This window comes from Orenia metallireducens (assembly GCF_003001995.1).
Lineage (GTDB): Bacteria > Bacillota > Halanaerobiia > Halobacteroidales > Halobacteroidaceae > Orenia > Orenia metallireducens_B.
Genome location: NZ_PVNB01000012.1, coordinates 90,344 through 105,844, shown reverse-complemented (window position 1 = coordinate 105,844; position 15,501 = coordinate 90,344). Strand labels below are relative to the sequence as shown.

Annotated in this window: 12 protein-coding genes, 1 tRNA gene and 1 other RNA gene; 3 read left to right on the top strand and 11 right to left on the bottom strand. The window is 33.8% G+C overall.

Translation table 11 applies throughout. The annotated features are described in order from the left end of the window. The first annotated feature begins 219 nt into the window (after nt 1-219). On the top strand, nt 220-990 hold the full coding sequence (locus tag BX659_RS09890) for a lipase chaperone (protein WP_097018080.1): 771 nt from the start codon (nt 220-222) through the stop codon (nt 988-990). A 66-nt stretch (nt 991-1,056) separates the two neighbouring features. Here BX659_RS09890 and BX659_RS09885 read toward each other — a convergent pair whose 3' ends face one another. Next, a complete protein-coding gene (locus BX659_RS09885; protein WP_097018079.1) occupies nt 1,057-2,496 on the bottom strand; it encodes a glucose-6-phosphate isomerase in 1,440 nt (479 codons plus the stop codon). Between the two features lie 377 nt (nt 2,497-2,873). Continuing rightward, complete coding sequence (locus BX659_RS09880; RefSeq protein WP_097018078.1) at nt 2,874-4,532, bottom strand: ankyrin repeat domain-containing protein; 1,659 nt, start codon at nt 4,530-4,532, stop codon at nt 2,874-2,876. A gap of 259 nt (nt 4,533-4,791) precedes the next feature. Here BX659_RS09880 and BX659_RS09875 point away from each other — a divergent pair, with 259 nt between their 5' ends. Beyond that, complete coding sequence (locus BX659_RS09875) at nt 4,792-5,757, top strand: glycoside hydrolase family 43 protein (RefSeq protein ID WP_097018077.1); 966 nt, start codon at nt 4,792-4,794, stop codon at nt 5,755-5,757. A 60-nt stretch (nt 5,758-5,817) separates the two neighbouring features. Here BX659_RS09875 and BX659_RS09870 read toward each other — a convergent pair whose 3' ends face one another. Further along, entirely contained in the window at nt 5,818-6,759 is a 942-nt protein-coding gene (locus BX659_RS09870; RefSeq protein WP_097018076.1) for an aldo/keto reductase, read from the bottom strand. A gap of 283 nt (nt 6,760-7,042) precedes the next feature. Between BX659_RS09870 and BX659_RS09865 the strand changes: the two genes are divergently transcribed. After that, nucleotides 7,043-7,429 carry a hypothetical protein gene (locus tag BX659_RS09865; protein WP_097018075.1) on the top strand — a complete coding sequence of 129 codons (387 nt, stop codon included), beginning with the start codon at nt 7,043-7,045 and terminating at the stop codon, nt 7,427-7,429. A gap of 86 nt (nt 7,430-7,515) precedes the next feature. Here BX659_RS09865 and BX659_RS09860 read toward each other — a convergent pair. From BX659_RS09860 to tpiA, 8 genes are all read right to left on the bottom strand, one after another. After that, nucleotides 7,516-7,592, bottom strand: a tRNA-Trp gene (locus BX659_RS09860). An 84-nt stretch (nt 7,593-7,676) separates the two neighbouring features. After that, nucleotides 7,677-8,036, bottom strand: a transfer-messenger RNA (tmRNA) gene (gene ssrA, locus BX659_RS09855). Nucleotides 8,037-8,132: 96 nt separating this feature from the next. Continuing rightward, a complete protein-coding gene (gene smpB, locus BX659_RS09850; protein WP_097018074.1) occupies nt 8,133-8,594 on the bottom strand; it encodes an SsrA-binding protein SmpB in 462 nt (153 codons plus the stop codon). A gap of 142 nt (nt 8,595-8,736) precedes the next feature. Next, the gene (gene rnr / locus BX659_RS09845; RefSeq protein ID WP_097018073.1) at nt 8,737-10,866 is read right to left on the bottom strand and encodes a ribonuclease R; all 2,130 of its coding nucleotides are present in this window, start codon (nt 10,864-10,866) and stop codon (nt 8,737-8,739) included. A 363-nt stretch (nt 10,867-11,229) separates the two neighbouring features. After that, entirely contained in the window at nt 11,230-11,454 is a 225-nt protein-coding gene (secG, locus tag BX659_RS09840) for a preprotein translocase subunit SecG (RefSeq protein WP_097018072.1), read from the bottom strand. Nucleotides 11,455-11,642: 188 nt separating this feature from the next. Continuing rightward, on the bottom strand, nt 11,643-12,929 hold the full coding sequence (gene eno, locus BX659_RS09835; protein WP_097018096.1) for a phosphopyruvate hydratase: 1,287 nt from the start codon (nt 12,927-12,929) through the stop codon (nt 11,643-11,645). 211 nt (nt 12,930-13,140) lie between these two features. Further along, nucleotides 13,141-14,691: a 2,3-bisphosphoglycerate-independent phosphoglycerate mutase gene (gene gpmI / locus BX659_RS09830; RefSeq protein ID WP_097018071.1), complete on the bottom strand. Its 1,551-nt coding sequence runs from the start codon at nt 14,689-14,691 to the stop codon at nt 13,141-13,143. A gap of 17 nt (nt 14,692-14,708) precedes the next feature. Next, nucleotides 14,709-15,461, bottom strand: coding sequence for a triose-phosphate isomerase (tpiA, locus tag BX659_RS09825; protein WP_097018070.1), 753 nt, complete (start codon nt 15,459-15,461; stop codon nt 14,709-14,711). Nucleotides 15,462-15,501 lie beyond the last annotated feature (40 nt).

Sequence of the window (15,501 nt, the reverse complement as noted above, 5' to 3'; positions counted from 1 at the left end):
GATGTCATGGAATAAAAGTAGCTCTAACAAGTTAACGATGTCATGGAACAAAACTTAAGCATTAGAAAAAGTTAACGATGTCATGACACTAACCAGCTATAAGCTAGTAGCAAAACTGTCGCAATCTCCCCATTATGAAATAAGTTCAGATAACAAAATAACCAATATTAGTAGTAAAAATAACTATAATAAAATTTATAAAAAGGTGTGATCAAAACTATGAAGAAGAAGCTCTCAATATTTTTAATAGCTATACTTATGACCTCTTCAATTACTACTGTTTCAATAGCTAAACCTAAAAAAACAAAACATAACCAGCAAAAACAACATTCTAATAGCAAGATTTCAATTGATAATAACTTGATGAAAAGAATCTTTAACATCGAAGATAAAGAGATCAACTATTTTAAAAAATTTAATATAGGAACAGAAGAGTTAAGTCTAATCTTATATCTATACTCCCTCTCCAACAAAACTATTACCGCTAATGATATCGACTTTATTGTTGAAAATAAGGATAATATGGCTAGATTAACTTGGTATCTTGGCTTACCACCAATTATCTTTGAAGATGGAATCATCACTTTGCGCCATCCAAAGTTAGATAGATCCCTCCCTCCTTTAGGTCAGAGAGTCTATCAAAACAGACGCAAAGGACCAATTAAGGAAAAAATTGATATAGATGATAATAAGTATGAATACGAATATGATAATAAACCTGCAAAGATTAAAGAGAAGATTGAAATTAAAAGTGATAAATATGAATATAAATATCAGAATAGACGCTTAGGAATAGAGGAAAAATTAGAGGTAAAATACCCTTCTTACAAATACGAATATCATTATAAGAATACTAGAACGGGAGAAAATATCAAAAAGGAAGGTAGAGGTTATCCTCTCAACCCTAAATACTTCTACCAAAAGCTAAAAGATAAAAAAGAGGAGCAATCCAACTTTAATGTATCTATAAGGATTAATATCAACTTGTAAAAATAAATAATACCTAGAATAGAAAAAGATACGGTATCTCTACCGTATCTTTTTCATCTTAATATATTACAAAATTAAATTTTCATCCTTTTTAGGACGAGCATCAAACTTCTCTTTCATCTCAGCAAAACCTTCTCTTTCTAACACACCATAAGCATACTGCTTACCTAACTCTACACCAGGTTGGTCAAAGGCATTGATATCATAAAACTCTCCCATAAGTGCAGTAGATAATTCATACATATAGAAGAATTGACCGATAGTAAATGCATTTACCTCTGGGAAGGTAACTGTGCAGTTTAATCTATTATTATCAACTAATGCTAACTCAGTAGCTTTCTTTTCAACAGTTAATAATTCATTGAAAGTGTGTCCACCTAAATAAGATACTCCAGAGATATCTTTATAACCAGGAGCAATCTCTAAGGTTTCTTTATAGTTATCTACTTCTAGGAAAGTAACAACCTTATCAAAAGGACCTTCCATATATAATTGAGCTTGAGAATGCTGGTCAGTAGCACCTAAGGCTTTAACTGGAGTAGGTCCAACATTTACAACTTTACCTTGACGGTCATATTTTTTACCTAAGGATTCAGCCCATAATTGACGATACCAGTCAGCAAGATCTTTTAAATCATGAGCATAAGGCATCATAACAGACATCGGCTTACCATCTTGGTCTGCTAAATATTGTAATACTGCATTTAGATAAGCTGGGTTCTTCCATAGATCATCTGTATTGCAGATTTCATCCATATAAGCTGCCCCTGCTAATAACTCTTCGATATCAATTCCAGTAAAGGCAGCAGAGATCAATCCTACTGGTGTCATTACAGAGAATCTTCCTCCAACATTTTCAGGGATATAATAAGTCTTCATACCCTCTTCTTTAGCAATCTTAATTAGATTACCAGAATGCTGACTTGTAGTAGCGATAAAGTGATTACCTACTGCATCTTCACCTAACTCTTCTACTACCATAGCACGAGCAGTTAAGAATTGGCTCATTGTCTCAGCAGTACCACCAGATTTAGAGATTACATTAAATACGGTTCTTGATAGATCTAAAGTCTCTAATAAACCTTTTAATCTAGTTGGGTCTACATTATCAGGAACAAATAATCTTGGATACCCATTTCTAGCTTCTTTGTTTAGATTGTAGTATGGATGATTTAAAGCAGTCTGTAAGGCGATATTACCTAGTGCAGAACCACCAATTCCTAATACTACAAAGTTATCATACTTATCTTTATTAGCATCTGCATACTCTTTAATCTCTTTGGCAATAGCTTTATGGCTTTCAGGTAACTCCATAAATCCTAAATCTCCAGCCTCTTTAGCTGCTCTAATAGCCTTATGACCAGCTATTACTCTTTCTTTCATTGAATCTACATCAGCTTTAGTATAGCCATGCTCTTCACCAACAGTTTCAGCAAACATATTGTTTACATCTAACTTGATGCGCATAGACTCTTTCCATGAAGCATCTTCATATCTTTTTGTCATTTCTTAAATCCCCCTTATATTATTATCTTCTTCTTTTATGTATTTTATCCAAAGCTAAAATCAACAGATTAGCTTAAGATAGGATAAACCAAATTCAAATTAAAGTAAAATTATGTAATTAGCTAAAATTATCTAAATCGTTTCCACTAAGTATTTTGCACACTCATTAACACTATTCTACTAAAAATAGATCATTCCTGCAATAAATTATTCAAATTAGATTCTATCTTATTTCAAAGAAGAAATATCTTGAAATAAGATTATATCTGAATAGTTTTTTTGCAAATAAAAATTCTAGCAACCCAGTTAATAGGTTACTAGAATCGATTAACCATTTCCTAACATATAGGAATATACATGGGAATATACATAAAAAACTATTTAGTTAATTTCAAATAAGCCTCTGTATCCCTCAAATATTCATTCTCCTTTACATAATCAATAGCTTTTTTTCCTTTATTATCCTTAACATTAGAGTCAGCACCTAACTCTAGTAGCTTAATAAGAACTTCAGGATTTTGACTATATTTAGCAGCAAAGATTAAAGGAGTCCAAGAATAATCTGTCCTAACATTGATATTAGCTCCTTTGTCAACCAATAACTCTATTATCTCTGGATTAGAATTATATTGAGCAGCATACATTAAAGGAGTCATTCCATCCCAACTCTTAAAGTTTATATCTGCTTCATTATCCAACAATAAAGATACTAATTTAATATTTTGACTGAACTTAAGAGCATAGATTAGAGGTGTTTCTTTCTTTTTATCAAAAGCATTGATCTTTGCACCATAGCTTATTAAAGATTTAGTAATTTTTAACTCATCCTTACTTATAGCCAACATCAAAGGGGTTCTACCAACTCTATCTCTATAGTTTAAATTAGCACCATCTTCAATTAGAATATCTATTATATCTAAATTCTCATTCTCTACTATTGCATACATTAAAGCAGTCTTACCTCTGTTATCTGTAAGATCTATCTCTGCCCCATTAGCAATTAATGCTCTTATCACTTCAGGATTTTGATTAAATTTAGCAGCATTAATTAAAACAGTGCTTCCGTCAACACTCCTCAAATTAATATCTGCACCAGCTTCAATTAACTTTATTATAACTCTGGAATCACTGTTTCCTTCTGCTGCATAAAACAATAAAGTTTTACCATCTTTATCTTGTGTATTAATATTATCTACTTGGTCGATAAGAGGACCTACTAACTCTAATTTATAGTTTTTAAGCAGATACATCAATGGAGTAGTTTCTTTAATATCTTGCCGATTAATCTCAGCGCCGGCATCAATTAGAACTTTTATTATTTCAGAATTTTTATTGTACTTGCTAGCATAAAGCAAAGGTGTCTCTTTCAAACTAGTTGCAAAGTTAACCTCAGCCCTATTTTCAATTAATAGTTTAATTATCTTAGGATTATTACTATATCTAGCAGCCCACATCAATACACTAGCACCATAAGGGATTCTGTCATTAACATCAGCTCCATATTTGATTAGAGTAGAAATAATCTCGAAGTTATTAGTATATTCAACAGCATACATCAATAAGGTCTGACCACTTTTAAACTTAAGATTCAATTCTGCTCCATTTTTAATCAGAAGCTCCACTAGTTTAGCATCCCCTCTGTTAATAGCATAGACTAAAGGAGTCTTATCCTGCTCGCCTAACAAATTTACCCCTCCCCCTTGCTTGACTAACATCTCCACTACTTTAGGATTTTTATTGTATTTTAAAGCATAAAACAGAGCAGATTCACCATAAATATTGGTATCATCAACCTTTGCTCCATTATAAATTAAAAATTTGATAACATCTTCATCATCATTATATTTGGCAGCGAATATTAACGGAGTCTCACCATCAATATTTTTAGCATTTATATTGGCACCATTGTCAATTGCTAATTCAATCCTAGATAAACTTCCATATTTACAGAGATTATGAAAACTATTAGCTGAAACTACACTACTAGAAAGTATAATTATTAAACTAGATATAATTAAAATAGAAAATTTCTTCATTCAAATCCCCCTTTTTTATTTTATAACCATAATTCTATCGATGTTAATAATAATCTTCTACTTCTCACTATAAGAATCCTGTTAAGTTAAATTCAAATTAAACCTAAAGACTTATAAAATTAATTTGAATTATAAAATTTAAAAGATTATTAGGTTGTATTCCTATAGATAAATATGATAAAATTATGATAGGTAATATCTAACCGGTTAGATTTTCATAAAATTTAAATGACATTATATTAAAAAGGAGTTGGAAAATATGAATAAGAAAGAAAACACATTAAACTACCCTAGTCCATTAATCGAGCAGAGAGCAGACCCTTTTATCCACAAGCATACTGATGGTTATTATTACTTTACTGGGTCTTACCCCGACTATGATCGTATTGTGCTAAGAAGGGCTAAAACTATTGCAGAACTTGCTGAGGCTGAAGAGAAGGTAATCTGGTGGAAGCATGATGAAGGCATCATGGGGTCTTTTATTTGGGCACCAGAAATACATTTCGTGGATGGTAAATGGTATATCCACTTTGCTGCAGGAGAAGCGGGAAAAACCCCTTCTACAAACCGTCCATATGTCCTAGAATGTGCTGATTCTAACCCGTTAGAAGGAGAATGGGTGGAGAAAGGAAAGATTAATTTATCCTTTGAAAGCTTTAGTCTTGATGCAACTACTTTTGAGCATAAAGGAGATAGATACTTAATCTGGGCACAAAAAGATGTAGAAGAGATCAACTCAGACCTTTATATTGCTAAAATGAGTAATCCATGGACAATTTGTACTGAACCTGTTATGATAGCTACTCCAGAATATGACTGGGAAAAGATTGGTTTCAATGTAAATGAAGGTCCTGCTGTAATTAAGAGAAATGGTAAAGTATTTGTGACTTTCTCTGCTAGTGCTACCGATGAAAACTATTGTATGGGGCTTCTAACAGCTGATACAGACAGCGATTTATTAGATGCAGACTCTTGGACTAAAACACCTCATCCAGTATTTGAAACTAGTGAAGAAACTGGTGAATATGGTCCAGGTCATAATTCCTTTACCATAGCAGAAGATGGTACTACTGATCTTCTTGTTTATCACGCACGTCCATATAAAGGCTACTTAGAGGGTAAGGACCCACTTAGTGACCCAAACCGACATGCTAGAGTAAAGGCTTTTTCATGGAATGAAGATGGAACACCAAACTTTGGTATTCCTGGCTCTACAGAAGACTAATATAAGTGATTATAAAAACCCCCTAGCTATTTTAAAAATAGCTAGGGGGTTAAAATTAGCTCACCCTAATATATTCTTAGAAGCTTTAGAAAGCTCTTCTAGCTCATCTTCAGAAAGCTTCCATCCACCAGCTGCAGCATTTTGTTCTGCCTGCTTGGGAGTCTTAGCACCTACTAAAGCTGTAGTAACTCCTTGTTGTTGACGAATCCAGTTAATAGCTACATTAGGTACAGGTTTTTCATGCTTATGGGCAATCTCTTTTAACAGATTAATTAGACTTTGAGTCTTATCCCAATAAGGATTATCATAAAAAGGATAAAAGGTATCTCTTTTATCATCTTGACCTAAAACAGGCTTTTGATTGTATTTACCAGTTAATATACCACCACCTAAAGAACCATAAGATATCACGCCAATATTATTTTCTATACAACAGGGTAAGATATCCTCTTCAATATCTCTAGATAACAATGAATATTGTGGTTGTAGACTGACTATATCAGTCATCTCAATTATTTCAGATATTAAATCTTCATCAAAATTAGAGATTCCTAGATACTTGAATTTACCTTCTTTTTTCAATTTCAACAATTCATTGACACTATCCTCTAAAGGTGTTTCTTTATCAGGCCAATGAATTTGATATAAATCGATCACTTCTACATTTAACCTAGTAAGAGAATCTTCAAGCTGCTTTCTAATAAGTTCTGGCTTTAAACTCTTAACAAACTCTTCTCCTTTACGATAAGCACCACACTTAGTAGCAATAATAACATCATCACGACGCCCTTCAATAGCTTTCCCTACAACCTCTTCTGAATGGCCACCACCATAAGCTGGTGCTGTATCGATAAGATTAATACCAGAATCTATCGCTTGTTGAATTGTCAGAATAGATTTAGAATCTTCAGTTTTACCATAAAAGTCACTACCCATGGCCCAAGTTCCTAACCCAACAACAGATACCTCTAAATCACTAGCTCCTAGCTTCTTATACTCCACTTTATAATCCCTCCTACTATAATTAATTTATAATCTTATATTAAAATTTGTATAAAAAGATAAGATCTCCTTCATAATGGTAACTATTATTATTAATATAGTAGTATTAACCAATAAATTAAAGTTATTCTATAATTAATTAACAAAATCTACTTTGATTAACTGTAGGCAGGACTTATAGCCTTTAAGTGGTTATAATAGTTTTAGACATATCTTATAGATTATCCTATAATGCAATTAAGGAAGTTAATAAAGATATTAGTACTCTTTGGAGGTGTAGATAATGTTTTTTATTGATTTTCTATTTGTGTTAGTTTTTGCTATTTTATTCACTGGAATCTTTGCTAGAGGAGTTAGCAAATATGAAACTAGAAATGACCTATTTATTTTCTTTATCTTGATCTTATTAATAACCTGGTCTGGAGGGAGGTGGATTACTCCAATTGGACCTTTATTATGGGGGGTTCCATGGTTATCCTTTATGATAGTAGGTTTATTCTTCGCTCTATTATTAACAGCTATCAACCATGGACGATATAGAAGCTATAATAATAGAGATAAAACTAATGAAAAATTCCACGCTAAAACCCAAACAATTTATGCTTTAAATATCTTCTTCTGGATTTTAGCTTTTGGACTATGTTTATCTATTATATTGGCTTATATCTAAAAAGATTAATATAAAAGGAAAAGACTGTGGTCTTAGACCACAGTCTTTTTATGTAAATTAAAAGATTAACTTGCAAAAAATAAAATTGGCACGGGAAGCAGGACTTGAACCCGCAGCACCCGGATTTGGAGTCCGGTGCTCTACCAAATTGAGCTATTCCCGTGCGATAGATATTTAGTTTAAATTTGCTTAACAGCATAAATTATTATATATTAAAGCTAATAATTTGTCAAATAAAATTTATATTTGGTGGAGGTGGGCGGAGTCGAACCGCCGTCCCTACAAAGCTTAACTAGAGGTTCTACGAGCGTAGCTTGTAATTTAGAATCATACCTTAATCTCATACAAGCATGATATTAAGGTACTAGCTTGTAAAGTTCCCCACTATCCTACAAGCATTAGAAAGTGAGTAGTCTGCTGATTATGGTACTTATAAGACTCCACAGACAAGAGGCTTATAAGCATAAAGCTGGTGCTTACGCAGCAGCTAAAGTATAATTATTATCGTTTGCAGATAATTTTAAGTTGCTACTAGTTAACGAGTTAATAGCAATCTCGGCTCGCTGTCTCTGCCGTACTTTGCAGGTCGAGTACCAATTACACCCCCATAGTAACAACAGTGATCAGTTAATAGTTAATAGTGAGTAGCAAGACCTAAAATCTTTTAACTACTTACTTGTTACTCGTCACTCATTACTGAATTTTAATATCTTCCTACTTGACTATCCTTAAAAGCACGTTGTATCTCGCGCTTAGCACTTTTTCGTTTAAGGTCTTGGCGTTTATCATAGAGATTCTTACCTTTTCCTAAAGCCAATTGTATCTTAACCAATTGACGTGTAAAGTATATCTTTAAAGGAATAAGAGTATATCCTTCTTGTTGAGTTTTACCAATTAATTTTCTAATCTCATTCTTATGCAACAGTAATTTTCTAACTCTTTCTGGGTCGTGATTATAACGATTACCCTGTTCATAAGGAGATATATGAAGATTATATAAAAAAACCTCATTGTTCTCTATTCTGGCAAAACTATCTTTAAGATTGACTCTACCTGCTCGAATTGACTTAACCTCTGTTCCTTGTAAGACAATCCCAACTTCATAGGTCTCTTCAATATGATATTCATGCCTTGCTTTACGGTTTGTAACAACTGTTTTACCCATTAGTTTCACCTCTTTAACGGACGTGCATCTATTATTATAACAATTCTAAATGAAATGTCAAGGGTAAAGTAGTAATTAATAGCTATTAATTGGCAACCAATAATAGCCAGCAACAATTAATAGCTATTCCTTAACTTTCTAATCACTCATCTATAACCAAATCAAAATCAATCTGTTTATCTTCTAAATTAACCTTGACTAACTCAACCTTTACTTTATCACCCAATTGATAGGAATTACCTGTTCTCTCACCGATAAAGGCATGTTTGTCTTCATAATAATGATAGTAATCATCACGCATAGCACTAACATGTACTAAACCTTCTACAGTATTGTCCAATTCTACAAAGAAACCAAAGGACATTACACTACTGATTATTCCTTCATATTGCTCTCCTACCTTATCTTCCATGTACTCAACCTTCTTTAAGTCCAAAGATTCATATTCAGCATCCATTGCCCTTCTCTCCTGTACAGAACAATGGTCTGCGATATTAGGCAACTCATCCATCAACTGTGATATCCTCTCTTCTGATAAGACACCTTTATTGATTACCTCTTTAATGATTCTATGGATCATTAAATCTGGATATCTTCTAATTGGTGATGTGAAATGACTATAATATCTAGAGGCAAGTCCAAAGTGGCCAATATTATAAGGACTATAGTGGGCTTGTTGCATACTTCTTAACAAAACAGTACTGACAACCCTCTCTTCTGGTTCGCCCTTTACCTTATCTAATATATTCTGTAAGGCTTTGGGATGTATCTCTTCTCCTTTTAACCCCTTGATATGATAGCCTAGATTATGAACAAAGCTATTTAATGATTCTAGCTTCTCCTTGCTAGGCTGTTCATGAACACGATAGATAAAAGGTATCTCTCGATGGAACATATCCTCAGCTACTACTTCATTTGTTCTAATCATAAAGTCCTCTATCATCTTCTCGGCAATTCCTCGATTGACCTTGATTATATCAACAGGTTTACCTTCATCATCAAGGATTATCTTGGCCTCTGGAAAATCAAAATCAATACTTCCATTTTCAAAGCGATTCTTCCTTAAAACCTGAGAGAACTCCCCCATTAACCTCAACTCATCAATCATATCATTATACTCTTCTATTAAATCATTGTCCTCATCTATTAACATCTTATTGACCTTAGTATAAGTTAAGCGATGATTAACTCTAATAACACTCTCTATAATTTCATGTTTTAATAGCTTTCCTGTCTTTTCTTCAAAACTCATCAATACAGTCATTGCTAATCTATCTCCATCAGAACGTAAGCTACACATATTATTAGAAAGCTTCTCTGGTAGCATAGGAATTACTCGATCAACTAAATAGATACTAGTAGCTCGATTAAAGGCTTCTTTGTTCAACGCACTTCCTCTTCTAACATAATGGGTCACATCTGCAATATGTACTCCCAATCTAATCTTGCCATCAGATAATCTTTCAATAGATACAGCATCATCAAAGTCTTTAGCATCCTCTCCATCTATAGTTACCATCTTAAGGTCTCTTAAATCCCTTCTCCCTTCAATTTCCTCTTGAGGAATACTATCAGGAATTGCCTCAACCTCATTTCTAACATCTTCTGGAAAATATTCAGGCAACTCTAACTTTTTAATAATTGCTTCTATATCAACGCCAGGCTCACCTTGATAACCTAAAATCTCTACAACTTCCCCCTCAGGATTTCTCCTCTTTTCAGGCCATTTAGTTATCTCTACTACCACCTTCTGCCCTTCCTTAGCACCTTTAGTCTGGGATTGAGGAATAAAGACATCATAAGAGATTCTATTATCATCAGGAACTACAAAACCAAAATTCTTGTTATCCTCATATTTTCCAACTATCTTCTTATTACTTCTCTCTAAGACCCTAACAACTTCCCCTGAGCTACTTCTACCATCAGCCTTATTAAATTTTCTGACAAGCACCTTGTCATTATGCATAGCACCTTTAAGGTCATTGGCATGAATATAGACATCCTCTTGATTGGGGTTATCTGGGATTAAAAAGGCAAAACCTTTAGCATGCCCCTGTAATCTCCCACTAATCATCCCCATTCTCTCTGGAACACCATAACAACCTCTACGATTTTTAATAATTGCCCCTTGCTCTTCTAGATTTCTTAATAGATCTAATAACATCGAACGCTGATCCCTACTTATATCCATAGCTTTTAATAGCTCTTCAGCAGTCAATGGCTTGTAAGCCTGTTCTTTCATAAAATCTAATATTCTATTCTTAATACTCATAATATCCCTCCAAAATTCAAATATAAAAATACAATTTATCCTTTATAATGTATTCTGTCTAAATCTCATAATAAGTATACTTTTATCAAAAATTAACCTATGTAAATATGGAATTTATTCTAATAAAAAATTTAAAATTATAGATAAACTAGGAAACCTTCTCTTTTAGGTGATTAGATAGTTGAGTGGACTGTTTAAATACAACTAAGTAAAATGTATAAACTAAATTCTTACTTATTCAAATTCATAAATGTTGTAATAAATTCAATAATAGATATTCTTAGCTATCACTCAAAAGACTATCTAAAATAAAGACAAAACTCTTAGTGGAACTTATCCTACTAAGAGTTTTACTATACTAAGTTATTGTACTGCTGCTATTATCAAAGATAACACCATAAACAAGATAGCAGCAACTGTTGTTATCTTACTCATTACAGAATCTAAAGCTTTACCTTGAGCTCCTAACAAAGCAGAAGCTCCTCCATCCATACCTGCAAGACCTCCACCTTTACCTGATTGTAATAATACACCTGCAATCAAGGCAACTGATACGATAATTAGTAACACTTTAAGAAAGACTAACACCTATCTGGCACCCCCTAATTACAAAATAACATTATTATTTTAACATAACTTGTCTTAAAAAGCAATTATATTAAATTTTAGTGTAAGTTTAAGTATGATTTTAAAGCAGATCCATTATTAGCAAAGCCATACTTAAACTTAAACCAAATAAAAAGTGCAGGGAAGCCCCTGCACTTCAAATTTGAATATTATAAGTTATAGAAGTTGTTTAAACCATTATACTGAGCAGTTTCAGCTAATTCTTCTTCGATTCTTAATAGTTGGTTATATTTTGCCATTCTATCAGATCTAGAAGCAGAACCAGTCTTAATTTGACCAGCATTTGTAGCAACTACTAAGTCAGCGATTGTATCATCAGCAGTTTCACCAGATCTATGAGATACAACAGCAGTCATGTTATTTCTCTTAGCTAATTCAATAGCATCAAGAGTCTCAGTTAATGTACCAATTTGATTTACTTTGATTAAGATAGAATTAGCAGCACCTAATTCGATACCTTTAGAAAGGAATTCAGTGTTAGTTACAAATAAGTCGTCTCCAACTAATTGAACTTTATCTCCTAATCTTTCAGTTAGTTTTACCCAACCGTCCCAATCATTTTCACCTAATCCATCTTCAATAGAGATGATTGGATACTTCTCAACTAGGTCTGCATAGAAGTCTACCATTTCATCAGAAGTTCTAACTACACCTTCACGCTTGAAGTTATAGTTACCATCTTCATCAACTAATTCACTAGATGCAACGTCTAGAGCTAATTTAATTTGCTCTCCTGGAGTATATCCAGCTTTTTCGATAGCATCTAAGATAGTGTCGATAGCTTCTTCAGTTCCGCTTAAGTCACGAGGAGCAAATCCACCTTCGTTACCTACTGCAGTTACGTCTCCTCTTTCTGCTAAAATAGCATGTAAAGCATGGAAGATTTCAGCTCCAGCTCTTAAAGCTTCACTATAGTTGTCAAATCCAACAGGCATAACCATAAATTCTTGAACGTCTACAGCAGAGTCAGCATGCTCTCCACCATTTAAGATATTCATCATTGGTACTGGAAGCTCTTTAGCATTAACTCCACCAATATATTGGTATAAAGGAAGACCTAATTGCTTAGCAGCTGCCTTAGCTACGGCTAAAGATACACCTAAAATAGCATTAGCACCTAAATTACCTTTATTTGGAGTTCCGTCTAATTCGATCATTAAGTTATCGATATCTACTTGTGCTCTAGCATCCATACCAATAACCTCATCAGCAATAGCATCATTTACATTTGCTACAGCTTTAAGAACACCTTTTCCTCTGTATCTACTCTTATCTCCATCTCTTAATTCTACTGCTTCATGTTCTCCAGTAGAAGCTCCAGATGGAACTATAGCTCTACCCATCTCTCCTCCTGCTAAGTATACATCTACCTCTACAGTTGGGTTACCTCTTGAATCCAATACTTCTCTTCCTACAACATCAATAATTTCAAAAATATTCTCAATCATTCTTTTCCCTCCTAAATAATATGAATTTATATGTAGAATCTATATTTATATAGGGTCAACATAGAGTCGACCCCTACATAACTAATTTATAATAATAAGTTGTACTAGTCGAATTTGATAATATAGTATCGGTAGTTTGGGGTTAGGTGGTTAGACAGTTAGGTTTAACCTACCCACCAATCCACCTAATACCTAAAAACTATTTAATTAATTGATTACCTGTCATCTCCGCAGGAATATCAATTCCTAATAATTTTAGCATTGTTGGTGCAAAATCAGCTAATTTACCTTCACCCTCTGCTGACAACTTAGCATCTTTATCATTGTCATTGATATAAAGTAATGGTACAGGATTTGTTGTATGAGATGTTAAAGGCTCTCCTGTATCATAGTCAACCATCTGCTCACCATTTCCATGATCAGCAGTAACTAAAGCAGCTCCACCTTTAGCTAAGATAGTATCTATTACTTTACCTAAGCATTCATCAACTGTTTCTACTGCTGTAACCTCAGCATCAAAGTCACCAGTATGACCAACCATATCTGGATTTGCAAAGTTTAGGACAATAACATCATAGTCTACCTCATCCATCTTCTTGATTAGATTATCTGTTACCTCATAAGCACTCATTTCAGGCTTCATATCATAAGTAGCAACATCTGGAGATGGGATCAATTCTCTATCTTCCCCTTCATTTGGAGTCTCTTTACCACCATTGAAGAAGAAAGTAACATGAGCATATTTCTCAGTTTCAGCAGTTCTAAGTTGCTTTAATCCATTAGCAGCTAAGACTTGACCTAAAGTATTGACAATCTCTGTAGCTGGAAAAGCAATTGGAGCATCAATAGTCTCATCATACTCTGTCAAGCATACCAAATGAACTTTAGGATACCCTGCTTGACGCTCAAAACCATTGAAATCTGTATCATTTAAAGCACGTGTCAATTGACGTGCACGGTCTGGTCTAAAGTTAAAGAAGATAATTGAATCATTTTCTTCTACTTTAGCAACTGGAGTTCCATCTTCATTTAATACTACTGCTGGTAAGACAAACTCATCAGTCTTATCATCAGCATAAGAGTTCTCTACTACCTCCAATGCACTGTTAGCACTTTCACCTTGGCCAAAGACCATTGCATTATAAGCTTTGGCAGTTCTATCCCAACGATTATCACGATCCATATAGTAATAACGACCACCAATCGTTGCAATCTCTCCTACACCAATCTCTTCCATTTTAGCTTCTAGCTCTTTCACATAAGTTTTAGCACTTGCAGGAGCTACATCCCTTCCATCTAAGATAGCATGAACATAGACCTTCTCCATATCTTCTTTCTTAGCAAGCTCTAACAATCCATATAGATGTTGATTATGACTGTGAACTCCTCCATCAGATAATAAACCTAACAGATGAAGAGCAGAATCATTTGCTTTTGCTTTATTAATAGCATCTAATAATACTTCATTTTCAAAAAAGTCGCCATCTTTAATTGACTTAGTAACTCTAGTCAAATCTTGATATACAATTCGACCAGCACCCAAATTAAGATGCCCCACCTCAGAGTTACCCATCTGTCCATCAGGTAATCCTACAGCTTCACCAGCAGCTTGAACAAGAGTATGAGGATATTCAGCCCATAATCTATCAAAATTAGGTGTATTTGCTGCTTGAATTGCATTTGCTTCTTCTTTTTCATTAACTCCGAAACCATCTAGTATAACCAATGCTAAAGGTTTAGGTGTTGACACAGCAATCCCTCCTTTATTTACTTAAAATTAACGATTTTAGAGAAAGATTCAGCTTCTAAACTAGCTCCACCTACTAAAGCTCCATCAATATTAGGTTGTGCCATAATCTCTTTTACATTTTGAGGTTTAACACTTCCACCATATTGAATTATAACAGCTTCAGCAGTCTCAGCATCATACATCTCTTTAACTGTTTCTCTAATGAAAGCAATAATCTCTTCAGCTTGTTCTGGTGTAGCAGTTTTACCAGTTCCAATAGCCCATAAAGGCTCATAAGCAAGAACCATATCCTTAACATCTGCCGCTTCAATACCAGAAAGGTCAGCAGCCAATTGGAATTTAACTCTATCAAAGTGTACCCCAGCTTCTCTTTCTGCTAATTTTTCACCAATACATAAAATAGGAGTAATATCATTAGCAAAAGCTGTTTTTAATTTCAAGTTTAATAGTTCATCAGTTTCACCAAAGATTTCTCTTCTTTCAGAATGACCGATAATTACATATTTACAACCTACACTCTTAACCATTGCTGGAGAAAGTTCAGCAGTATAAGCTCCACTCTCTTTATAGTACATATTTTGAGCACCTAAATCGATATTAGTATCAGCAACTACTTCATTCATTGCATATAAATCAACTGCTGGTGCACAGATAGCTACATTTACATCTTTAGCATCTGCAACTAAATCTTTTAATTCTTTTACCATTGCTACAGCCTCATCAACTGTTTTATTCATCTTCCAATTTCCTGCCATTAAAGGTGTACGCATTGTAATCCCTCCGCATTTTAATTTACATTGTACAATGTAC

Bases quoted from the DNA above. Each gene is read 5' to 3' on its own strand.
- BX659_RS09890 (WP_097018080.1), top strand. From the start codon at position 220: ATGAAGAAGAAGCTCTCAATATTTTTAATAGCTATACTTATGACCTCT.
- BX659_RS09885 (WP_097018079.1), bottom strand. From the start codon at position 2,496: ATGACAAAAAGATATGAAGATGCTTCATGGAAAGAGTCTATGCGCATC.
- BX659_RS09880 (WP_097018078.1), bottom strand. From the start codon at position 4,532: ATGAAGAAATTTTCTATTTTAATTATATCTAGTTTAATAATTATACTT.
- BX659_RS09875 (WP_097018077.1), top strand. From the start codon at position 4,792: ATGAATAAGAAAGAAAACACATTAAACTACCCTAGTCCATTAATCGAG.
- BX659_RS09865 (WP_097018075.1), top strand. From the start codon at position 7,043: ATGTTTTTTATTGATTTTCTATTTGTGTTAGTTTTTGCTATTTTATTC.
- smpB (WP_097018074.1), bottom strand. From the start codon at position 8,594: ATGGGTAAAACAGTTGTTACAAACCGTAAAGCAAGGCATGAATATCAT.
- rnr (WP_097018073.1), bottom strand. From the start codon at position 10,866: ATGAGTATTAAGAATAGAATATTAGATTTTATGAAAGAACAGGCTTAC.
- tpiA (WP_097018070.1), bottom strand. From the start codon at position 15,461: ATGCGTACACCTTTAATGGCAGGAAATTGGAAGATGAATAAAACAGTT.